We start from the raw sequence: 19,832 nt of genomic DNA on the forward strand, positions 1-19,832 counted from the left end.
CTACACCTCGAGGAGTTCTGCCTCTTTGCGCTTCAGCGCGTCATCGATGAGATCGACATGCTGGCGCGTCAGAACATCGAGCTCCTTCTCACCGCGAGCGATCTCATCCTCACCGAGCTCGCTCTTGAGCGCGTCCAGCTCATCCTTGGCCTTGCGGCGGATGCCACGGACGTGGACCTTCGCGTCCTCTGCCTTGGTCTTGACGAGCTTGACGTACTCCTTGCGCCGCTCGGCGGTGAGCTCCGGCATTGTCACACGCACCAGGTTGCCGTCGTTCGTGGGATTCGCACCGAGGTTCGGCATGTCGCGGATGGCCTGCTCGATCGCCTTCAGGGCGGACTTGTCGTACGGCGTGATGATGAGCGTCCGCGCCTCCTGGTTCGCCAGGGACGCGAGCTGCGCGATCGGCGTGGGAGTGCCGTAGTAGTCCACGAGGACCTTCTGGAACATCTGCGGGTTCGCACGACCGGTGCGCACCGTGGAGAAGTCCTCCTTGGCAGCTTCGACCGCCCGGTTCATGCGAGTGGTGGTTTCAGCGAGGACGTCCGCGATCACGGTGACTCCTATCGTCGGGGTGTTCTGCAAATTCTATCGGGCGAAGTCGTCTCCGCCCGTCGCACACTCAGGTGGTGACCAGCGTGCCGATCGGGTCTCCGAGCAGAGCGCGGGTGACGTTGCCCGCCGGCTCCATGCCGAAGACCCGCATGTTCATGTTGTTGTCCATGCAGAGACTGAACGCTGTCGAATCGACCACCTTCAGGCCCCGCTGCAGTGCGTCGCTGTAGGTGACCCGCTCGATGCGCTCGGCATCGGCGTGCTTGTTCGGATCCGCGGTGTAGATGGCATCGACGCCGTTCTTGGCGACGAGGACCTCCTCCGCACCGATCTCCAGCGCACGCTGAGCCGCGACCGTATCGGTCGAGAAGTACGGAAGACCCGCGCCGGCTCCGAAGATCACGACGCGCCCCTTCTCGAGGTGACGCTCAGCCCGACGCGGGATGTAGGGCTCCGCGACCTGAGTCATCGAGATCGCCGACTGCACGCGCGTGGCGGCACCGGCCTGCTCGAGGAAGTCCTGCAACGCAAGTGCGTTCATGACCGTGCCGAGCATTCCCATGTAATCGGCGCGTCCACGGTCCATGCCGCGCTGGCTCAGCTCGGCTCCGCGGAAGAAGTTCCCTCCCCCGACGACGATCGCCACCTCGACGCGGTCGACGGCAGCGGCGATGTCGCGCGCGATCTGGCTGACGACATCCGGGTTGACGCCCAGCTGTCCAGCGCCGAAGGCCTCTCCGGAGAGCTTGAGAAGGACGCGGCGGCGTCCGGTGCGTTCAGTCATGGGTGGGTGTCCTCTCGTCCCGATTCAAGATAGTGCCTCGTGGGCATGAAGAAGGGGTTCGGATCATGACGATCCGAACCCCTTCGACGTTGCTACGCGCCGACCTTGAAGCGCGCGAAGTCCGTGACGGTGATACCGGCGTCCTTCGCCACCTGGGCGACAGAGAGCTTGTTGTCCTTGGCGTAGTCCTGCTCGAGCAGGGCGACCTGCTTGATGAACGCGGAGACGCGGCCTTCGACGATCTTCGGGAGAGCCGCTTCCGGCTTGCCCTCGTTGCGGGAGATCTCGGTGACGATCTCGCGCTCCTTCTCGACAGCGTCCGCCGGGACGTCCTCGCGGGACAGGTACGACGGGTTGGCGAACGAGATGTGCTGAGCGATGCTGCGCGCAGTCTCGGCGTCGTCACCCGTGTAGGCGACGACGACGCCGATCTGCGGCGGCAGGTCCTTGCTCGTGCGGTGCAGGTAGACCTCGACCTTGTCGCCGGAGATCGTGCGCACTCGACGCAGCTCGACCTTCTCGCCGATGATCGCAGCCTCTTCGGAGATGACCTGCTCGACGCTCTTGTCGCCGGCGGATGCAGCCAGGGCGGCGTCGACCGAGTCGGCCTTCACCGCGGCAGCGGCGTCGGCGACCTTGTCGGCCAGCGCGATGAAGCGCTCGTTCTTCGCGACGAAGTCCGTCTCGCACGCGAGCTCGATGAGCGTCACGGCGCCATCCTGCTCGCGAGCGACGATGAGTCCCTCGCTGGTCGAACGGTCAGCGCGCTTCGCGTTGCCCTTCGCACCCTTGAGACGCAGGATCTCGGTGGCCTTCGCGACGTCTCCGTCGGCCTCCTCGAGCGCCTTCTTGGTGTCGACCATTCCGGTGCCGAGCTGCTCGCGCAGCGCCTTCAGGTCAGCGATGGTGAAGTTGGCCATGTGTGGTGGCTCCTTGCTTCGTTAGGTGTGTGTACGAGGGATTACTTGGCGTCAGCGGCTTCGGCGGCGGCGACCTCAGCGGTCTCCTCACCGGAAGCGGCGGCGATCGCCTCGTCGTGTGCCTCTGCACCGGCCTCGTCGGCGGCGGTCTCGTCGGCAGCGGGGGTCTCGACGACCGCGGCAGCGTCATCCGCGGTGGTGACCTCGGCGGCGTCAGCGGACTCCTGGACCTCCTGTGCGGGGGCCTCGAGGAGCTCCTTCTCCCAGTCGGCGAGAGGCTCGGCGTCACCGGTCTCCGGGTTGTGCTTCTGCTGCAGACCCTCGGCCGCAGCGTCCGCGATGATGCGGGTGAGCAGCGACACCGAACGGATGGCGTCGTCGTTGCCGGGGATCGGGTACTGGAAGTCGTCCGGGTCGGCGTTCGTGTCGAGGATGCCGATCACGGGGATGCCGAGCTTCTTGGCCTCGTCGATAGCGAGGTGCTCGCGCTTGGCGTCGACGACCCAGATGGCAGACGGCGTCTTCGTGAGGTTGCGGATACCACCGAGCGACTTGTGCAGCTTGTCGAGCTCGCGCTTCTTGAGGAGCAGCTCCTTCTTCGTGAAGCCGCTGTTCGCCGGGGTCTCGTAGTCGAGCTCCTCGAGCTCCTTCATACGAGCCAGACGCTTCGAGATCGTCTGGAAGTTGGTGAGGAGACCGCCGAGCCAGCGCTGGTTCACGAACGGCTGGCCGACACGCGTCGCCTGCTCCGCCAGGATCTCCTGCGCCTGCTTCTTGGTGCCGACGAAGAGGATGGTGCCGCCGTGGGCGACCGTCTCCTTGACGAAGTCGTACGCCTTGTCGATGTAGCCGAGCGACTGCTGAAGGTCGATGATGTGGATGCCGCTGCGCTCGGTGAGGATGAAGCGCTTGACCTTCGGGTTCCACCGACGGGTCTGGTGTCCGAAGTGCACGCCGCTGTCGAGCAGCTGGCGGATGGTGACCACAGCCATGGTCGTCTCCTGGTTCTGGCGCGATTCTGCGCCGTTGAGGTTGCAAGCCGACCGGATGATCGGACTCCCTGGTGCCCGGCTCACACCCGCCTGTCGGAGGACAGGACCTGTGGGAGTGGATGCCGCGAAACGAGTCGCTCTGGGCACGCGTAGTCACCTCGATCTCGAGGTGCTCCTCCAGCATACAGGATCAGACGGCCGGCTCCCCTGCACCGTGGCTTCCCCTGCACAGTGGCGTCGTGTCACGTCTTACTCCCCGGATGTGTACGCCGTACTGCGCACGGTGCACCGCGGCAGCGTCGAGCCATCAGGATGCCTTCATGCGCTTGAGATCCAGAACACGAGCCCTGCTCACCGCGACTCTTCTCGTCGTCTCGACGGTCGTCTTCGCAGTGATGCTCTCCCCCGGCGCGGCGGCGTGGTCCGACGAGCCTGACGTACCCGCCTGGAGCTGGCCGGTCACCGGACCACGCTCGGTCGTCGCGCCCTACCGCGCTCCGGCTCATCGATACGGCGCCGGGCATCGTGGCGTCGATCTCAGCGCCGCGATGGGGACGACGGTCTCGGCTCCTGCTGACGGAGTCGTCGCTTTCCGCGGGACGGTCGTGGATCGGCAGCTCATCACCATCGAGCACGCCGGCGGGCTGGTGTCGACATTCGAACCGTTGCGATCCGATCTCGTGGTCGGCGACCTCGTTGCGGAGGGTCAGGAGATCGGAGTGGTCGATGGTGGCGGGCACACACCGCCCGGCGCGATCCATCTCGGCGTGCGTCTCGACGGGGACTACATCAACCCGATGCTGCTCTTCGGCGATGTTCCGCGCGCAGTGCTCCTCCCTTGCTGCGAAGCCACGTGATCGAGCTTCTGAGTCGTCGGAGTCAGGCGCGGGGATGGGCGAGCCGGTAGGTGGCCGTCAGGCGCTCGGTCGAGACGTGCGTGTAGATCTGCGTGGTGCCGAGGCTGGCATGCCCGAGTATCTCCTGCACCGCCCGCAGGTCCGCTCCGCCGTCGAGGAGGTGGGTGGCGGCGGTATGACGGAGCGCGTGCGGACCGATCGTCTCCGCGCCGACGATCGGCGCCAGGACACGCGCGACGAGTTCGTACACCGTTCGCGGGCCCACTCGCCCTCCTCTGCTTCCGAGCATCACGGCGGGGGTGAAGGTCCGTGATCTGGCGATGAGGACCGGCCTTCCTCTTCGCAGGTACGCGGAGAGCGCATCTCGTGCCGGCGCCCCGTAGGGGACGACGCGTTCCTTGTCTCCCTTGCCGACCACTCGGGCTGTGCCGCGCTCGAGGTCGAGATCGTCGACGTCCAGACCGCAGAGCTCGGAGACGCGGATACCGGACCCGTAGAGCAGCTCGAGGACGGCATGATCTCGCAGCGCCAGCGGGTCACCCTCCGACGCTGTGGCGCGATGCGCGTCGAGGAGCTCGGACATCGCATCGCGCGAGGCGACCGTCGGCAACGTCCTCCCCTTCTTCGGCGCGACCAATCTCAGGCTCGGGTCATGCGCGGCGATCCCCTGTTCAGTTGCCCAGCCGAAGAAGGACCGTGCGGTCGCGGCGCGGCGCGCGAGAGTGGACCGCGCGTCTCCACGCTGCGTGGCGTTCCAGAGCCAGTCCCGGAGGACTTCCAGGTCGACGTCCTCGACGGCGACTTCCCCTGCAGAAGCGGCGAGGTCGCGAAGGTCGGAGCGATAGGCCTTCACCGTCGCCGACGACAGCCGACGCACCCGCAGCAGGTGGTCGGCGAATGCGTCTGCGGCCGCCGCGATCTCCATGACCCCAGCTTGCCGCGATCGAGCTTCCTGACCGGCAGCCTCGCCGTCGGATCGGTTACCGTCTGGGCGGCGCAGCCCGGTGCCACCCCGCGCTGTCGAGTGCGACATCTCCTTCCAGGTGCAGTAGTCCGAGCACTGATCGAACGCGATCAGGGGAGAGCCCCGACCGGCGGGCGACCTCGTCGATGGAGAGGCGTGCCCGAACGGTCATGACCTCCAGGATGCGCGCGTGGTGAGGATCCCGCTCCCCCGGGCTCGTGTCGGGTCGATGACCTATCGCGCCGAACAGCTCGCGCACCTCCTGCGCCGATGTGACACACTGCGCGTCGTACTCGCGCAGCAACCGGTGGCATCCCGCTGAGGACGCGGAGGTCACCGCTCCGGGGACGGCACCGAGTGGACGCCCGAGCGTCGCAGCGTGACCGGCGGTGTTCAGCGATCCACTCCTCCAGCCCGCTTCCACGACGACGGTCGCGTGTCCCAGTGCGGCGATCAGACGATTCCTCGCCAGGAACCTCCACTTCGTGGGCGCCGTGCCGCAGGGTGGCTCGCTCACCAGTGCCCCCTCTTCGGCGATCCGCCTCAGGAGCGCCTGGTGCCCCGCCGGATAAGCACGGTCGACCCCGCCGGCGAGGAAGGCCACCGTCGCGCCCTCCACTCCGAGGGCAGCTCTGTGGGCGGCTCCGTCGATCCCGTACGCACCGCCCGAAACGATCACCACGCCTGTGGCTGCCAGATCTCCCGCGATCTCTGAGGCCACGTGCTCGCCGTACCCCGAGGAGGCGCGCGCACCGACGATGGACACGCGAGGCTGATGGTCGAGCAGCTCCACACGACCCCGCACCCACAGTGCGGCGGGGACATGCGGTCCGAGATCGTCGAGGGCGGCGGGCCACGCCGCGTCGCCGGGAATCAGCAGCCGGACACCAGCGGCAGCGGCTCCGTGGAGCGCTGCCAGCACGGCTCGTGGTGCTGCCCGCGGGGTCCAACGTGCACGCCCGTCGGCGAGCATCCGGGATGCCGCCGCGTTCGCGCTCCCGGGAGACAGCAGCGATGACGAGTGCCCTACGGCCACGGCGAGTGCTTCCGCAGCACCGAGCTCCGCGATCAGAGCGCCGGCGACGGCATCGCCCGGCTCCGCGATCACGGTCCATGCGGCGCGTGCCATGCACTCGTCCATACTCCCACCCGGGTGGATCTGTTCCGTGAGGGCCACAGCTTCGGCGTCGGCCAGGAGCTCGTCGATCATCGCGGCAACCCCCGTCGAAGGTGCAGCGCGCGGCCGATCTCATCGGTTCCCGGCCTGTCCAGCGCAGCCAGGTCCGCCATCGTCCATGCGACCCGGAGAACGCGGTCGTAGCCGCGAAGTGTCAGCGCTCCACGCTCCAGGGCGCGATCGAGCGGCGATCGCGTCGAAGCGGGCAGCCGGAGCGCTCCCTGCCGCAGCCAGGTGCCCGGCACATCCGCATTACGACGCCATCGGGTGCTCCGCCAACGCGACGCTGCTCTCGCCCGCGCGTCCGCGACACGGTCCCGCGCCCGCTCGGTTGTCAGCTCCGCACTCGCGTCACCCGTCGCCCGGGATGCGGCGACCCTCGTCACCTGGAGATCGATGTCGATGCGATCGCGGAGCGGTCCGGACAGACGGGTGGCGTAGCGTCTGATCGCCATCGGCGGGCACACGCATTCCGCACCGCGCACCCCATGATTTCCGCAGGGACAGGGATTCATCGCGAGCACGAGCTGGAATTTCGCGGGGAAGGTCGCGGTGAATCCGGCCCGATGCACAGCGATCACCCCCGACTCCAACGGCTGGCGCAGGGCATCCAGCGCGACGCGTGAGAACTCGGCCGCTTCGTCGAGGAACAACACGCCGCGGTGCGCACGCGCTATCGCTCCCGGTCTCGCGGCACGGGACCCGCCACCGACCAGTGCCGCGACCGACGCGCTGTGGTGCGGGGCCTCCAGCGGAGGGAGAGAATCCAGCGCGGACACCGCTTCTCCGCTGAGCGAGCGAACGGATGCGACCTCGAGTGCCTCCTCTTCATCGAGTGCGGGCATGATGCCGGGGAGACGCCGAGCGAGCATCGTCTTTCCGGCGCCCGGAGGACCGCTCAAGAGCAAGTGGTGCCCACCGGCAGCGGCGACGACGAGAGCTTCGACGGCCTCCTCCTGCCCGATCACGTCGGCGAGATCGAGGGCCTCGCGCGAGCTCCGCGTGTCGGATGCGACCTCCACGAATTCGACATCGGGCACCTCCACGTCGGCGCCGTGCCAGACGGCGACCTCCGCCAGAGACCCGGCTGCGCGTACGTCGATACCGGGCACCAGCCTCGCCTCTGCCTCGTTCCCGTATGGCACGATCGCCGTCTCGAATCCCGCTCGTGCCGCCGCGAAGACCGCAGGGAGGACACCGGGCACCGGTCGGATCCTGCCGTCGAGACCGAGTTCACCGATATGGACCGTCCGGGCGATGGAACGCGACTCGACGGCTCCGCCCGCCGCCAGACACGCCACGGCCACGCCCAGGTCGAACCCGGCGCCATGCTTCGGAAGGCTTGCGGGCGAGAGATTGACGGTGAGCCGTCGACGTGGCAGATCCAAACCGGCGTTCTTGCAGGCGTTGTGCACGCGCTGGACGGCTTCGCCCAATGACTTGTCAGGAAGACCGATGATCCGGAACTCGGGCGTCTGGCTCGACATGTCGGCCTCGACCTCGACAAGGTGTCCGTCCACGCCGGTCAGTGCGACGGCCCAGGTGCGCGCGGTGCTCACGCGATGTCCACGAGATGCTCGAGCACACCGGTGGTCGGATCGGCTCCGATGATGCCGATCGCCTCGAGGCGCACGTCTCGCCCTCGCGCGACTCCCGGATGCTCTGCGATCCACGCCTGCGCCAGTTGCCAGAGCCGCCGGCGCTTGCGCGCGTCGATCGCCTCGAACGGGTGCCCGAATGCGTCCGTCCTCCGTGTCTTGACCTCCACCACGGCGAGATGATCGCCGCATACGGCGACGATGTCGATCTCACCCTGTGCGCACCGCCAGTTCCTCGCGAGCACGGTGTACCCGCTGCTCCTCAGATGTTGCGCGGCGCGGTCTTCTCCGGCTCTTCCGAGTTCATCCTTCGCTGCCATCTGCCCAGCATCACGTGGACACGCTTCCCGGGGTCGGGGCACGGCTGCAGATTCACGGCGTCTGGGGAGAAGTCAGCTCTTCAGCGCAGTGTGGAGTGGGTCCGGGCGCATCGGCGCGAGAGCCTTCGTCACTCGCCGTCGAGCGAGAGCTCCTGCGGGAGTTCGAACTCCCTGCGCTGCAGCTCCTCGACGTTGACGTCCTTGAACGTGAGCACGCGCACAGCCTTCACGAAGCGATCGGCACGGTAGATGTCCCACACCCAGACGTCCGTCATCGAGATCTCGAAATAGAAGTCGTGCTCGGTGTCCCGGCGGACGACGTTCACGTCATTGGCCAGGTAGAACCGGCGCTCGGTCTCCACGACGTACTGGAACTGCGACACCACATCCCGATACTCCCGGAACAGTGCCAGCTCGAGTTCGCGGTCGTAGTCGTCGAAGGCTTCCTCATCCATGATGTGTCCATCCTAGAGTCGCGGGCACCGGCGAGCGTCATCGGCTACCGGGGCGCGTCCTCGGTGCCTCTGTCAGAACAGCGTGGGAGCGTCAGCTATGGCCCACGACGCCCTGTGGTGCGGCGACAGCCCGATCGTCCGGATCGCATCGCGGTGCTCAATGCTGGCATAGCCCTTGTTGCGGTTCCACTGATACGCGGGATGCGTCTCATGAAGCTCCGCCATGTAGCCGTCCCGCGCGACCTTCGCGATGACGGAGGCCGCCGATACCGAAGCACAATCACGGTCCGCCTTGACCACTGGACGCACATTCAGCGGAGTCGGGTGCACCTTCGACACGTAGTCGTGGTTCCCGTCGAGCAGGATAAGGGCTCCGTCGAGCACGGCCCCCTGCGCAGCGACGGCCGAGACCGCGCGGGACGCGGCGAGTCCGAGCGCCCTCATGATGCCGACCTCGTCGACCTCCGCCGCACTCGCCCAACCGACCGCTGACGCCTGCACCCACGCGGCGGCACGGGCGGCCACCTCCGGCCTGCGCTTCTCCGTCACGAGCTTCGAATCACGCAATCCTTCGGGCACACGACGGCGGGCACCGGTCGCATCCATCACGGCAGCACCCACCGCGACCGGCCCCGCGAGCGCACCACGACCGACCTCGTCCAGGGAGATGATCAGTTCGCATTCACCGAGGAGCCGACGTTCCAGGGTGAGCTTCGGCGCGATGACGGTCATTCCGGATCCGGAACGCCGTTGAAGATCTCGTGGTGGCCGTCGATCGGTCCCAGCCGGTTCAACGGCCAGGTCGTGAGGAACGCCTTGCCCACGATGTTCTCCATCGGGACGAAGCCTCCGCTGGGCAGGTCCTGGTGCGCGCGGGCGTCGCGCGAGCGGTCCCTGTTGTCGCCCAGCAGCCACACGGAATCCTCCGGGACCACGACATCGAACGGCTCGTTCGACGCGGCAGTGTCGCCCTGAGGGAGATTCAGGTAGCTGAGCTCGTCGATGGGCGCACCGTTGATCGTGATCTGTCCGAGCGCATTGCAGCAGACCACGTGGTCGCCAGGAAGACCGATCACCCGTTTGACGAGATGATCCTGGGAGTCGGTGGCGGAGATGCCCACGAAGTTCAGTACCCAGTCGACGGCCTCGACCAGAGGCGGCTGTGCGGGCGTCTGTGGCTGTCCGTCCAGCCAGCCTCCCGGGTCCTTGAAGACGACGACGTCTCCGCGCGCGTAGTCGGTCCAGCGCGGAGTGAGCTCGTCGACGAGGATGCGGTCGTTGACCAGGAGGGTGCGCTCCATCGACGCGGAGGGGATGTAGAACGAACGGACCACGAAGGTCTTCACGACGAAGGAGACCAACGCGGCGATCACCACGATCACCAGCACGTCTCGAAGGAAGACCAGGAACCCGCGGCGTCGTCTGGACGGGGGCGCGGATGGGGATTCAGTCATCTGGTTCCTTCACGATCATGCGCCGGCGCGCGGCGACGATATCTAGGGTCGCACACCGGACGGAGAACAAAGCACCCCGGGACATCGTGTCCCGGGGTGCTTCGGAGATGCGTCGACTCAGCGGTCGCGCTTCTCCTTGATCTTCGCCTTCTTGCCACGCAGCTGGCGGAGGTAGTAGAGCTTCGCGCGACGCACGTCACCACGGGTGACGACCTCGATGTGGTCGATCACCGGGGAGTGCACCGGGAAGGTACGCTCGACGCCGACCTGGAAGCTGATCTTGCGCACGGTGAACGTCTCGCGCACGCTGTCACCCTGGCGACCGATGACGACGCCCTGGAAGACCTGGATACGAGAGCGGTTGCCCTCGGTGATGTTGACGTGCACCTTGACGGTGTCACCGGGGAAGAAGTCCGGGATGTCCGAACGGAGGGAAGCCGCGTCGACGGCGTCGAGGATCTGCATGATCGTCTCTCTCTGCACCCGCCACAGGTCGCATGCATGTATTCAAAGGAACAAGAAAAGGGTTGAGCTGTACGGAGCTGACGCGTCCGCGGGCTCCCCTGTGGCAGAGCCGGTCACAGCACAAACATCCATTCTGCCACGAATGCGGTGACGGGCCAAAACGCGGTGTCAGTCCCGGATGTCCGTCTCCCGCACCACGATGACCTCGTGCGCACGCGTCGGCACGGTCGGCTCATCGACGGTGGGCATCGTGGACCAGGAGATGGTCTCGCGCAACCGCGCCCCACTTCCCCTCGCTTCGTTCCACAACTGCCACAACTGCAGCCAGATCAGCGCGATCCCCGCGACGATAGCCCCCGTGAGCAACCACGGGAATGCGCCGTCGATGAAGAACCCGACCGCGATCGTGAGGCCGTTCCAGATCGTGAACCCGGCGACGTCCCACCACGAGACCGCTCGCTCGATGCGCACGGACGGACGGGACCGCGTCAGAAGGGTGAGGAGAAGCTGCCCGAGGAACACGGAGGGCATGGCGACGAGCAGCACCCACAGGATCGACCAGCCGCCCTGGAAGACACCCCACCCGATCAGCAGCCACAGGGGCAGCAGGAAGGCCGCCGGGAGAAGCCATCGGAAGTAGGCCTGTCGCAACCACATGCTGAGATCGTACGACGACGATCCGACGCGCGCTCCTGTGTTCGCTGAGAGCGCTCGGCCTTCCTCGGCCTCACGATCAGGGAGAATGGGAGGGACGAGAGGACAACCGATGATCGAACTGCGCACCCCCGCCGAGATCGAAGAGATGCGCGCCGCAGGGCGGTTCGTCGCCGAAACCCTGGCGACGTTGCGTGACGAGACCAAGGTCGGAACCAACCTGCTCTCGATCGATCGTCGCGCACACGACATGATCCGTCGCGCCGGCGCCGAGTCGTGCTACATCGACTATCACCCCTCGTTCGGAGCGAGTCCGTTCGGGAAGGTCATCTGCACCTCCGTCAACGACGCCGTGCTGCACGGCCTCCCCCATGACTACGTGCTCCGCGATGGCGACCTCGTCACCCTCGACTTCGCTGTCGCAGTCGACGGCTGGGTCGCCGATTCCGCCGTCTCGTTCGTCGTCGGAACAGCCAGCGACGAAGATCTCCGACTCATCGACACGACCGAGCGCGCCCTGACCGCGGCGATCGACGCCGCCTCCGTCGGGAACCGCATCGGCGACATCTCCGCAGCGGTCGCCACGATCGCACACGGTGAGGGTTACTCGATCAACACCGACTTCGGCGGCCACGGCGTCGGCCGGACGATGCACGGCGATCCCCACGTCCCCAACGACGGCCGCCCCGGTCGTGGCTTCCCCCTGCGCGCCGGCCTCGTCCTCGCCCTGGAGCCCTGGCTTCTCGCCACGACCGACGAGCTCGTCACAGACCCCGACGGGTGGACGCTGCGCAGCGCAGACGGGTCCCGCGGCGCGCACTCCGAGCACACGATCGCGATCACCGAGCAGGGCCCGATCATCCTGACCGACCGGTCGTTCCTCGGCGTCGACTGACCTGCCACGGTACTGATCGTCGTATCGGGTCGTGCAGACGTAGCACTCAGGCGCGGTCGGCGCTCCGGTGTGCCATCCTGAGTCCATGATTCCGCAGGATCGTCATGTGCCGAAGCGAGTGCTCCTCGCGCGTCACGGGCAGACCCAGTGGAACAGAGAGCATCGCCTGCAGGGGCGGCTCGATTCCCCCCTCACTCCCGAGGGAGTCGAACAAGCGCATGCGATCGCGGATCGGTTGACGGACGTCGACGTGCGCACGGTGTGCTCCAGTCCGCTCGGCAGGGCGGTACACACGTCGACGATCGTCGCAGAGCGCCTCGGTGCGGACGTGGTCGAGGTGCCCGAGCTCGCTGAGCTCGACCATGGCGAGCTCAGCGGCCTGACATGGGAGGAGATCGACGCGGAGTATCCGACCGCAAGGGAAGAGCGGGCGGCCAACCGCTACGGGTGGGCGTTTCCCGGCGGGGAGAGCTACGCGCAGGCCAGAGCGCGCGCACGCAAGGCGCTCAGCAGCTGCGGATGGGTGTCACAAGGCATCCCCCTCCTCATCAGTCACGAGATGATCGGGCGCATGTTGCGTGCGGAACTGCGGGGGTTGGATGCCTCGACCGCACTCGGGCTGAGGCACCCACACGGGGTCGTGTTCGAGATCGACGGCGCCTCCGAGCGCATGCTCTGAGAGACACGTTCCCGGTTCGAGGCCTCGGTCAGGAAGACGGCGACGTGTCGTCGAGGAGATCGGGACGGCGCGACCGTGTTCTCTCGATCTGCTGCTCGTGGCGCCACGCGGCGATCGCCGCATGGTTTCCGCTCAGCAACACGTCGGGCACCGATCGTCCCCGCCACGATGCGGGCTTGGTGTACGACGGATACTCGAGCAGACCGTCCTCGTGGGATTCCTCGACGAGGCTCTCGGGATTGCCGACGACACCAGGGATCAGCCGGCCGATGGCCTCGATCATCGCCATCGTGGCGACCTCTCCCCCGTTGAGGACGTAGTCGCCGAGACTGATCAGCCGGACATCGCCCCGCTCGGCGGCGTACTCGAACACGCGCTCGTCGATGCCCTCGTAGCGGCCGCAGCCGAAGATGAGATGCTCGCGAGTCGCCAGATCACGCGCGGTCTTCTGGGTGAACACCTCTCCGGCGGGCGACGGGAAGATGATGGTGGGACGTTCAGCGACCGTTGCGGCAGCTGCTTCGCTGATGTCATCGAGGGCGAGTCCCCAGGGCTCCGGCTTCATCACCATGCCCGCTCCGCCGCCGTAGGGGGTGTCGTCAACGGTGCGATGACGGTCCGATGTCCAGTCGCGAAGGTCTCGGATGCGGAGATCGATGATCCCGGTCGCCTGAGCCTTTCCGAGCAGCGAGAGGGTCAGACCGTCGAAGTAGGACGGAAAGATCGAGAGGATGTCGATGCGCACGGGGACCCGTATCAGCGATCACTCGGACGCGTCGGCGTCCGCGCCTGCCTGCGGCTCGGCGTCAGTGGACTCCGGGAGCTCCTCGAAGAGGCCGGGCGGCGGGGTGACGATCACGCGACCGGCCTGCACATCGACGGTGGGGACGATGGCGGAGACGAAGGGCACCATCACCTCGTCCTCGCCTGCCTTGACGATGAGGAGGTCCTGTGCGGGGAAATGCTCCACCCGAACGACCCGACCGATCACGGTTTCGTCGCGGACCACCTCGAGGCCGACGAGCTGGTGATCGAACCACGCATCGTCTTCGGCCTCGTCGACATCCTGATCGATCCAGAGGATGGCACGGACGAGGCTGTCAGCCGCGTCGCGGTCCTCGACATCCTGGAAGAACACGACGGGGTTGCCGTTCATCACCCGGTACTCGCGCACCGTGATCTCCTTGCCGTGCCACGGAGATGCCTCGGGCACCTGCAACGTGAAGCCGGCTCCGGGGACGAAGCGCCCCTCGGGGTTGTCAGTGTACAGCTCGAGCTTGAGTCCGCCCTTGAGCCCATGCGCCTTGACGAGACGCCCGACTCGCAGCTGGTTCTTGCCCTGGTTGCGGTCCTTCGCCACCACGTCAGTCATCCGCGACATCGACGCGGACCCGCCGCCCGTCAGCGAGTGCGCTGACGAGGGTGCGAAGGGCCTTCGCGGTGCGGCCGCCGCGCCCGATCACGCGTCCACGGTCATCGGGGTGCACACGCACCTCGAGGAGGTCGCCTCGCGGCGATGTGGATTCGTTGATGCGGACATCTTCCGGGTGATCGACGATCCCCTTGACGATGTGTTCGAGCGCGGCGGCGAGCACGGCGGATTACTCTGCGTCTGCTGCGGGAGCCTCAGCGGCCTCCGCGTCGGCCGCGGCGGGAGCCTCCTCAGCAGGAGCCTCCGCCTTCTTCTCGGCCTTGGGCTTGACGACGGACTTCTTGGACGCGTCGATCTCGAAGGGGGCCTTCGGCTCGGCGACCTTGAGCGTGGACTTCGCGTCCTTGTCGCCCTTGAACTTGCCCCAGTCACCCGTGATCTTGAGGATGGCAGCGACCTGCTCGGTCGGCTGTGCGCCGACGGAGAGCCAGTACTGCGCACGCTCGGAGTCGACCTCGATGAACGAGGGCTCCTCGGTGGGGTGGTACTTGCCGATCTCCTCGATCACGCGACCATCGCGCTTGGTCTTCGAGTCGGCGACGACGATGCGGTAGTACGGCGCGCGGATCTTGCCCAGGCGCTTGAGACGAATCTTGACAGCCACGATTCTCCTGAATTGTGTGGAAGGAAACGAACCGGTCGCCTGGAGAGTGGGGTGCACACCCGGCGGAAGCTCTAATGAGTGTGGACTCCTGCTGGATAGAGGGTCGAGCAGGTCGTCCGACCCTCTATTCTGCCAGATCCGAGGGCCGGGCGCGAAACGTGGCGAAACCCCCGTTGCCGTGTCGCGCCTGCTGCGTGCCAGACTGTGCGGGTGAAACTCGAGTTCGCCTCTTCGGCCCGGTCCACCGTCGGTCTCGAATGGGAGATCATGCTCGCCGATCCGGTGAGCGGTGACCTCGTCGGGCGCGCACCCGAACTGCTCGCCGCGCTCGAAGCCGAGAGTGCGGACGAGCGACACACCGTCACGGGCGAGCTGCTCACCAACACGATCGAGGTGACGAGCGGCATCGGCGACTCCGTCGCGCACGCGGTCGACGACATCGGGAACGCCATCGCGGCGGTCCGCGCGGCGACGGATCCCGCTGGCATCGAGCTGCTGTCGGCGGGAAGTCACCCGTTCGCACAGTGGTACGACCAGCAGGTGACCGACAAGTCGCGCTACCACACGCTGATCGAGCGCACCCAGTGGTGGGGGCGCAACATGATGATCTGGGGCATCCACGTGCACATCGGCGTCGAGGATCAGCGCAAGGTCTTCCCCATCATCAACGCCCTCGCGGGCTACCTCCCTCATCTGCAGTCGCTCGCCGCGTCGAGTCCCTACTGGGCGGGAGAGCGGACCGGCTACGCATCGAACCGCGCGCTCGTGTTCCAGCAGCTTCCCACCGCCGGGCTCCCCTGGCCCCTGCACGACTGGGCGCAATACGAATCGTATCTCGACGACATGGTGCGCACCGGGGTGATGGCCGATGCCACGGAGGTGCGTTGGGACATCCGTCCCGCTCCGCGCTGGGGGACCATCGAGGTGCGCGCCTGCGACGGGCTGTCGACGTTGCCCGAGCTCGCCTCGGTCGCCGCGCTCGTGCAGGTCCTGGTCGAGGACTTCTCACGTCAGCTCGACGAAGGGAGGACCCTCCCCGAGCTTCCCGCCTGGTTCCACCGCGAGAACAAGTGGAGGGCGGCACGCTACGGGCTCGACGCCCGTGTGATCGTGGATGCGACAGGCACACAGCGCCCCGTTCGCGAGCATCTGTCCGAAGCTCTCGAATCACTGGCACCGACCGCTGTCGAACTCGGATGCGGCCGGGAGTTCGGCGGCATCGCCACGATCCTGGACGGCGGTGCCAGCTACGCGCGTCAGCTCGCCGTCGCCGACGCCGCGGACGGCGACCTCGCAGCGGTCGTGCATCATCTGATCAGGGAGTTCCGTTCCGGACCCGAGTCGTCGACCGAAGAGCCGTAGCTCCCGGCACGCCTGACGGCGGACGCCGCTGTTCAGTCCTCGACGAGGCGCCTCGCGAGTCCCTCGTCCAGGACCACATCGGTGATGAGTCCGGCCGCCAGGGCGGCGCGGAGGCTCACCAGCTTCGGGATGCCGGATACGACGCACACGCGGCGTGGAACCCGACGGAGTCGATCCAGGCCGGGGCCCGTGGCGCGCGCGTTCACCCGGATGTCCCGCCACGACCCGTCGGAGCGGAAGAAGACGGTGGCGACATCGCCGATCGCATGGTCCTCGCGGAGGCTGCGATAGTCATCACGACCGAGGTACCCGCCCACATAGACACGGCTCGGCACCTCGGCAGCGGGCGAACCGAGGCTGAACACGGCGACATCCATCTTCGCCTGCAGATCGAGCACACGTCGCGTGCTGCGTTCACGCCACATCGCCTCGCGCGTCGCAGGATCGTCGAAGAACGCGGGCACCGGGAACTGCTGGACCTGCGCGCCGAACGCACTGCCGAATCGCTGCAGGATGTCGCTGGAGTACTCGACGCCCGTGGTCTGGGTGTTGCCTGCGCCGTTGAGCTGCACGAAGGTCGTGTTGTGGGTCTCCTTCTGGGTGAGTCCACGACTCACAGCGCTGATCGTCGACCCCCACGCGACGCCGATGACCATGTTCGAATCGACGAATTGCGACAGCAGACGCCCTGCCGTCAGAGCCACGCGCTCAAGGCGCTCGACCTCGCTGAGGATCTCCGGCATCGGCACGACGTGCGCGGCCACTCGATGCCGATCCCGGATCCGGTGTTCGAGCATCCCGAGACGCTCGAGCGGCGAGTTGATCCTGATGTCGACCAGTCCGCTCTCCCGCGCGAAGCTCAGCAGACGTGAGACCGATGATCTCGACGTGCCGAGTTCCTTCGCGATGACCTCCATGGTCTTGTCCTGCATGTAGTAGAGCTGCGCCGCTGTGAGCGCCGCGATCAGCTTGCTGTCGCGAGATTCCGCGCTTGCACCGGCCATGACGTCCTCCTCAGCTTCGATCCTTGCACATATGTGCAGTGGGCTTGCGCGGGATGTCACACAGGTCGATGCTGGTGGCAAGCAAGGAAGAGAGGGTCGACGATGATCGATTCGACACACTCGTCGGCGGAGCGCGCGGAGATTCGCGCTGTCCGCGAATCCGGGCGCACGAGCGTCCTCGTCATCGGCGGCGGGATCAACGGAATCTCCACGTTCCGCGACCTGGCGCTGCAGGGAGTCGACGTCGTGCTCGTCGAACGAGGGGACTTCGCCTCCGGCGCCTCCTCCGCGTCGAGCCACATGATCCACGGCGGCATCCGCTACCTCGAGAACGGCGAGTTCCGACTCGTCCGCGAATCCGTGGAGGAGCGCAACGGTCTTCTGAAGATCGCCCCTCACTACGTGAAGCCGCTCGAGACGACCATCCCGATCTACTCGACCTTCTCGGGCATCCTCTCCGCGCCGTTGCGCTTCCTCACGCACAAGAGCGGCAAGCCGCAGGAGCGCGGAGCCTTCCTCATCAAGATCGGGCTGACGATCTACGACACCTTCTCGCGCGATGGTGGCACCGTTCCGCGACACCGTTTCCTCGGCCGCAAGAAGTCGCTCGCCGAGCTGCCTTCTCTCGACCCCAAGATCAAGTACACCGCGACCTACTACGACGCCTCGATGCACGACCCCGAGCGCCTGGCTCTGGACGTGCTCCAGGACGGACGATCCGCCCACCCGAGCGCGCACGCGCTGAACTACGTCGAAGCCGTCTCTCGTGACGGCGACAAGGTCGTGCTCCGCGACCGTGAGAGCTGCACGGAGTTCTCCGTGCAGGCCGATGTCGTCGTGAACGCATCGGGTCCCTGGACCGACCTCACGAACGATGCCCTCGGCACCGAGACGAGGTTCATGGGAGGAACCAAGGGCTCGCACATCGTGCTCGACCACCCCGAACTGCTCGAGGCGACCCGCGGACGCGAGATCTTCTTCGAGCACTCCGACGGTCGCATCGTCCTCATCTACCCCCTCAAGGGACGCGTTCTCGTCGGCACCACTGACATCGATGCCGATCCACGCGAAGTGGCCGTGTGCACCGAGGAGGAGGTCGACTACTTCTTCGATCTCATCCACCACGTGTTCCCCACCATTCCGGTGTCGCGCGAGCAGATCGTCTACAAGTTCTCGGGAATCCGTCCCCTGCCTCGTCACGAGGACACGGCCCCCGGGTTCGTCTCCCGCGACTACCGCGTCGAGGTCGACCAGAAGGGCGCCGTGCCGCTTGTGAGCCTCGTCGGCGGCAAGTGGACCACGTTCCGCGCACTCGGCGAGTCCCTCTCCGACACGGTGCTCGGCCTGATCGATCGCACCAGGACGGTCTCGACGGCAGGGCGCGCGATCGGCGGTGGGCGCGAGTTCCCCCGCACCGAGAAGGCCAAGCGCATCTGGTTCCAGGAGAACCTTCCCGGCGCCGGCGCACGTGCCGATCAGCTGCTGGCCCGATACGGTACCCGCGCGGCACAGGTCTGGGAGTTCGTCGAGCAGGGTGCGGACGCGCCACTCGCCGGCGGTGACCTCTCCACGCGTGAACTCGAGTGGATGGTGCAGAACGAGCTGGTGACCCGCCTGGAGGATGTCATCCTGCGTCGCACGAGCATCGCGTTCACCGGCGGGGCGACCGCCGAGGTTCTTGACGAGATCGCCGATGCCCTCGCGCCGATGCTCGGCTGGGACCGAGCGCGCCACGATGCCGAGGTCGAGCAGACCCGCGAACTGTTGAACGAACGTCACGGACTCGATATCCCGTCCCGCGCCCGCGGCTGACGGGGTCTCGGACTGCCGCCCTCCTCGCGGTGCAACTCCCATAAAGTGTCGGGGCAGAGGGGCCCCGACACACAAGAAAGGTCAAAGAAGACATGGCTGATGTGAATCTCGGTCTCTACTTTCTCTCCGAACTGGTAGGAACAGCGATGCTGGTCCTGCTCGGATGTGGTGTCGTCGCCAACGTCGCGCTCGCGAAGAACAAGGGCTTCGGCGGCGGCTTCCTGATGGTCAACTGGGGATGGGGTCTGGCGGTCTTCGCCGGTGTGCTCGTCTCCGCGTACTCCGGTGCCATCCTCAACCCGGCCGTCGGCATCGGACTGCTGATCTCCGGCACGATCGACTTCCCGATGTTCCTCGTCGCCACCGCGGCGGAGCTCGTCGGTGCGATCATCGGTGCGATCGTCGTGTGGCTCGCCTACAAGCAGCACTTCGACGAGGAGCCGGAGGCCGCCAACAAGCTGGGCGTCTTCTCCACCGGCCCCGCGATCCGCTCCTACGGATGGAACCTGGTCACCGAGATCATCGGCACCTTCGTTCTGGTCTTCGTGATCCTCGCGTTCGCGGACTACGGCGACATCGAGGTGGGAACCCCCGGAGGCCTCGGACCGCTCACGGCCCTCCCCGTCGCTCTGCTCGTCGTCGCTATCGGTGCCTCGCTCGGTGGCCCGACCGGTTACGCGATCAACCCTGCCCGCGACCTCGGTCCGCGTATCGCACACGCGATCCTCCCGATCAAGGGCAAGGGTTCCAGCGACTGGTCCTACTCCTGGGTCCCGGTGGTCGGTCCGCTGATCGGTGGCGCGATCGCCGCCGCCGCAGCGCCCGTCCTGCTGCACCTCGCCTGAACGA

The 19,832-nt window shown here is 66.8% G+C and carries 24 protein-coding genes; 6 read left to right on the plus strand and 18 right to left on the minus strand.

Annotation, left to right across the window (positions count from 1 at the left end; genetic code table 11):
* The 4 genes from frr to rpsB form a co-directional block, all read right to left on the minus strand.
* Complete coding sequence (gene frr, locus AAY78_RS04020) at positions 1-555, minus strand: ribosome recycling factor (protein ID WP_017830710.1); 555 nt, start codon at positions 553-555, stop codon at positions 1-3.
* A gap of 67 nt (positions 556-622) precedes the next feature.
* Positions 623-1,339, minus strand: coding sequence for a UMP kinase (gene pyrH, locus AAY78_RS04025; protein ID WP_046747064.1), 717 nt, complete (start codon positions 1,337-1,339; stop codon positions 623-625).
* Positions 1,340-1,431: 92 nt separating this feature from the next.
* Positions 1,432-2,259, minus strand: coding sequence for a translation elongation factor Ts (gene tsf / locus AAY78_RS04030; protein WP_045265219.1), 828 nt, complete (start codon positions 2,257-2,259; stop codon positions 1,432-1,434).
* A gap of 41 nt (positions 2,260-2,300) precedes the next feature.
* Positions 2,301-3,251 (minus strand): 30S ribosomal protein S2, encoded by a 951-nt coding sequence (gene rpsB, locus AAY78_RS04035; protein ID WP_046747065.1) that lies wholly within the window; start codon positions 3,249-3,251, stop codon positions 2,301-2,303.
* 320 nt (positions 3,252-3,571) lie between these two features.
* Here rpsB and AAY78_RS04040 point away from each other — a divergent pair, with 320 nt between their 5' ends.
* Positions 3,572-4,108, plus strand: a complete 537-nt coding sequence (locus AAY78_RS04040) for a murein hydrolase activator EnvC family protein (protein WP_052748639.1) — start codon at positions 3,572-3,574, stop codon at positions 4,106-4,108.
* A gap of 22 nt (positions 4,109-4,130) precedes the next feature.
* Here the strand turns inward: AAY78_RS04040 and AAY78_RS04045 are convergent, their stop codons facing one another.
* The 9 genes from AAY78_RS04045 to AAY78_RS04085 all read right to left on the minus strand — a co-directional run bounded on the left by AAY78_RS04045 (position 4,131) and on the right by AAY78_RS04085 (position 11,198).
* A complete protein-coding gene (locus tag AAY78_RS04045; RefSeq protein ID WP_046747066.1) occupies positions 4,131-5,033 on the minus strand; it encodes a tyrosine recombinase XerC in 903 nt (300 codons plus the stop codon).
* Between the two features lie 55 nt (positions 5,034-5,088).
* Positions 5,089-6,282 carry a DNA-processing protein DprA gene (gene dprA / locus AAY78_RS04050; protein ID WP_052748640.1) on the minus strand — a complete coding sequence of 398 codons (1,194 nt, stop codon included), beginning with the start codon at positions 6,280-6,282 and terminating at the stop codon, positions 5,089-5,091.
* Complete coding sequence (locus AAY78_RS04055) at positions 6,279-7,808, minus strand: YifB family Mg chelatase-like AAA ATPase (protein WP_046747067.1); 1,530 nt, start codon at positions 7,806-7,808, stop codon at positions 6,279-6,281. The genes dprA and AAY78_RS04055 overlap by 4 nt, the downstream gene beginning before the upstream one ends.
* Positions 7,805-8,167 carry a YraN family protein gene (locus AAY78_RS04060; RefSeq protein WP_046747068.1) on the minus strand — a complete coding sequence of 121 codons (363 nt, stop codon included), beginning with the start codon at positions 8,165-8,167 and terminating at the stop codon, positions 7,805-7,807. The genes AAY78_RS04055 and AAY78_RS04060 overlap by 4 nt, the downstream gene beginning before the upstream one ends.
* Positions 8,168-8,295: 128 nt before the next feature.
* A complete protein-coding gene (locus AAY78_RS04065; protein WP_045265213.1) occupies positions 8,296-8,622 on the minus strand; it encodes a DUF2469 family protein in 327 nt (108 codons plus the stop codon).
* A gap of 72 nt (positions 8,623-8,694) precedes the next feature.
* Positions 8,695-9,354 (minus strand): ribonuclease HII, encoded by a 660-nt coding sequence (locus tag AAY78_RS04070; protein WP_046747069.1) that lies wholly within the window; start codon positions 9,352-9,354, stop codon positions 8,695-8,697.
* Positions 9,351-10,076 carry a signal peptidase I gene (gene lepB, locus AAY78_RS04075; RefSeq protein ID WP_046747070.1) on the minus strand — a complete coding sequence of 242 codons (726 nt, stop codon included), beginning with the start codon at positions 10,074-10,076 and terminating at the stop codon, positions 9,351-9,353. Before lepB ends, AAY78_RS04070 begins: the two co-directional genes overlap by 4 nt.
* A gap of 117 nt (positions 10,077-10,193) precedes the next feature.
* Positions 10,194-10,541 carry a 50S ribosomal protein L19 gene (gene rplS, locus AAY78_RS04080; protein WP_045265383.1) on the minus strand — a complete coding sequence of 116 codons (348 nt, stop codon included), beginning with the start codon at positions 10,539-10,541 and terminating at the stop codon, positions 10,194-10,196.
* A gap of 168 nt (positions 10,542-10,709) precedes the next feature.
* On the minus strand, positions 10,710-11,198 hold the full coding sequence (locus tag AAY78_RS04085; protein ID WP_046747101.1) for a hypothetical protein: 489 nt from the start codon (positions 11,196-11,198) through the stop codon (positions 10,710-10,712).
* Positions 11,199-11,307: 109 nt separating this feature from the next.
* Between AAY78_RS04085 and map the strand changes: the two genes are divergently transcribed.
* Complete coding sequence (map, locus tag AAY78_RS04090; RefSeq protein ID WP_046747071.1) at positions 11,308-12,090, plus strand: type I methionyl aminopeptidase; 783 nt, start codon at positions 11,308-11,310, stop codon at positions 12,088-12,090.
* 85 nt (positions 12,091-12,175) lie between these two features.
* Positions 12,176-12,769: a histidine phosphatase family protein gene (locus AAY78_RS04095; RefSeq protein WP_046747072.1), complete on the plus strand. Its 594-nt coding sequence runs from the start codon at positions 12,176-12,178 to the stop codon at positions 12,767-12,769.
* A gap of 28 nt (positions 12,770-12,797) precedes the next feature.
* Here the strand turns inward: AAY78_RS04095 and trmD are convergent, their stop codons facing one another.
* Genes trmD through rpsP form a run of 4 tightly spaced genes read right to left on the minus strand, consistent with a single transcriptional unit; the run spans position 12,798 to position 14,805 of the window.
* Positions 12,798-13,514 carry a tRNA (guanosine(37)-N1)-methyltransferase TrmD gene (gene trmD, locus AAY78_RS04100; RefSeq protein ID WP_046747073.1) on the minus strand — a complete coding sequence of 239 codons (717 nt, stop codon included), beginning with the start codon at positions 13,512-13,514 and terminating at the stop codon, positions 12,798-12,800.
* Positions 13,515-13,532: 18 nt separating this feature from the next.
* Positions 13,533-14,141: a ribosome maturation factor RimM gene (gene rimM, locus AAY78_RS04105; RefSeq protein ID WP_046747074.1), complete on the minus strand. Its 609-nt coding sequence runs from the start codon at positions 14,139-14,141 to the stop codon at positions 13,533-13,535.
* Complete coding sequence (locus AAY78_RS04110) at positions 14,134-14,364, minus strand: RNA-binding protein (RefSeq protein WP_017830729.1); 231 nt, start codon at positions 14,362-14,364, stop codon at positions 14,134-14,136. The genes rimM and AAY78_RS04110 overlap by 8 nt, the downstream gene beginning before the upstream one ends.
* A gap of 6 nt (positions 14,365-14,370) precedes the next feature.
* A complete protein-coding gene (gene rpsP, locus AAY78_RS04115) occupies positions 14,371-14,805 on the minus strand; it encodes a 30S ribosomal protein S16 (protein WP_046747075.1) in 435 nt (144 codons plus the stop codon).
* A gap of 210 nt (positions 14,806-15,015) precedes the next feature.
* Here rpsP and AAY78_RS04120 point away from each other — a divergent pair, with 210 nt between their 5' ends.
* On the plus strand, positions 15,016-16,167 hold the full coding sequence (locus AAY78_RS04120; protein WP_046747076.1) for a glutamate--cysteine ligase: 1,152 nt from the start codon (positions 15,016-15,018) through the stop codon (positions 16,165-16,167).
* Positions 16,168-16,199: 32 nt separating this feature from the next.
* Here the strand turns inward: AAY78_RS04120 and AAY78_RS04125 are convergent, their stop codons facing one another.
* The gene (locus tag AAY78_RS04125; protein WP_021200458.1) at positions 16,200-17,171 is read right to left on the minus strand and encodes a sugar-binding transcriptional regulator; all 972 of its coding nucleotides are present in this window, start codon (positions 17,169-17,171) and stop codon (positions 16,200-16,202) included.
* Between the two features lie 102 nt (positions 17,172-17,273).
* Between AAY78_RS04125 and AAY78_RS04130 the strand changes: the two genes are divergently transcribed.
* Complete coding sequence (locus AAY78_RS04130) at positions 17,274-18,983, plus strand: glycerol-3-phosphate dehydrogenase/oxidase (RefSeq protein WP_046747077.1); 1,710 nt, start codon at positions 17,274-17,276, stop codon at positions 18,981-18,983.
* Between the two features lie 92 nt (positions 18,984-19,075).
* Complete coding sequence (locus AAY78_RS04135) at positions 19,076-19,828, plus strand: MIP/aquaporin family protein (protein WP_028501983.1); 753 nt, start codon at positions 19,076-19,078, stop codon at positions 19,826-19,828.
* Positions 19,829-19,832 lie beyond the last annotated feature (4 nt).

This window comes from Microbacterium sp. Ag1 (genome assembly GCF_001005635.1).
Lineage (GTDB): Bacteria > Actinomycetota > Actinomycetes > Actinomycetales > Microbacteriaceae > Microbacterium > Microbacterium oxydans.

Coding starts and splice junctions, on each gene's coding strand:
- pyrH (WP_046747064.1), bottom strand. CDS start 1,339: ATGACTGAACGCACCGGACGCCGCCGCGTCCTTCTCAAGCTCTCCGGA.
- tsf (WP_045265219.1), bottom strand. CDS start 2,259: ATGGCCAACTTCACCATCGCTGACCTGAAGGCGCTGCGCGAGCAGCTC.
- rpsB (WP_046747065.1), bottom strand. CDS start 3,251: ATGGCTGTGGTCACCATCCGCCAGCTGCTCGACAGCGGCGTGCACTTC.
- AAY78_RS04040 (WP_052748639.1), top strand. CDS start 3,572: ATGCGCTTGAGATCCAGAACACGAGCCCTGCTCACCGCGACTCTTCTC.
- AAY78_RS04045 (WP_046747066.1), bottom strand. CDS start 5,033: ATGGAGATCGCGGCGGCCGCAGACGCATTCGCCGACCACCTGCTGCGG.
- dprA (WP_052748640.1), bottom strand. CDS start 6,282: ATGATCGACGAGCTCCTGGCCGACGCCGAAGCTGTGGCCCTCACGGAA.
- AAY78_RS04060 (WP_046747068.1), bottom strand. CDS start 8,167: ATGGCAGCGAAGGATGAACTCGGAAGAGCCGGAGAAGACCGCGCCGCG.
- AAY78_RS04065 (WP_045265213.1), bottom strand. CDS start 8,622: ATGGATGAGGAAGCCTTCGACGACTACGACCGCGAACTCGAGCTGGCA.
- AAY78_RS04070 (WP_046747069.1), bottom strand. CDS start 9,354: ATGACCGTCATCGCGCCGAAGCTCACCCTGGAACGTCGGCTCCTCGGT.
- lepB (WP_046747070.1), bottom strand. CDS start 10,076: ATGACTGAATCCCCATCCGCGCCCCCGTCCAGACGACGCCGCGGGTTC.
- rplS (WP_045265383.1), bottom strand. CDS start 10,541: ATGCAGATCCTCGACGCCGTCGACGCGGCTTCCCTCCGTTCGGACATC.
- AAY78_RS04085 (WP_046747101.1), bottom strand. CDS start 11,198: ATGTGGTTGCGACAGGCCTACTTCCGATGGCTTCTCCCGGCGGCCTTC.
- map (WP_046747071.1), top strand. CDS start 11,308: ATGATCGAACTGCGCACCCCCGCCGAGATCGAAGAGATGCGCGCCGCA.
- AAY78_RS04095 (WP_046747072.1), top strand. CDS start 12,176: ATGATTCCGCAGGATCGTCATGTGCCGAAGCGAGTGCTCCTCGCGCGT.
- rimM (WP_046747074.1), bottom strand. CDS start 14,141: ATGACTGACGTGGTGGCGAAGGACCGCAACCAGGGCAAGAACCAGCTG.
- AAY78_RS04125 (WP_021200458.1), bottom strand. CDS start 17,171: ATGGCCGGTGCAAGCGCGGAATCTCGCGACAGCAAGCTGATCGCGGCG.
- AAY78_RS04130 (WP_046747077.1), top strand. CDS start 17,274: ATGATCGATTCGACACACTCGTCGGCGGAGCGCGCGGAGATTCGCGCT.
- AAY78_RS04135 (WP_028501983.1), top strand. CDS start 19,076: ATGGCTGATGTGAATCTCGGTCTCTACTTTCTCTCCGAACTGGTAGGA.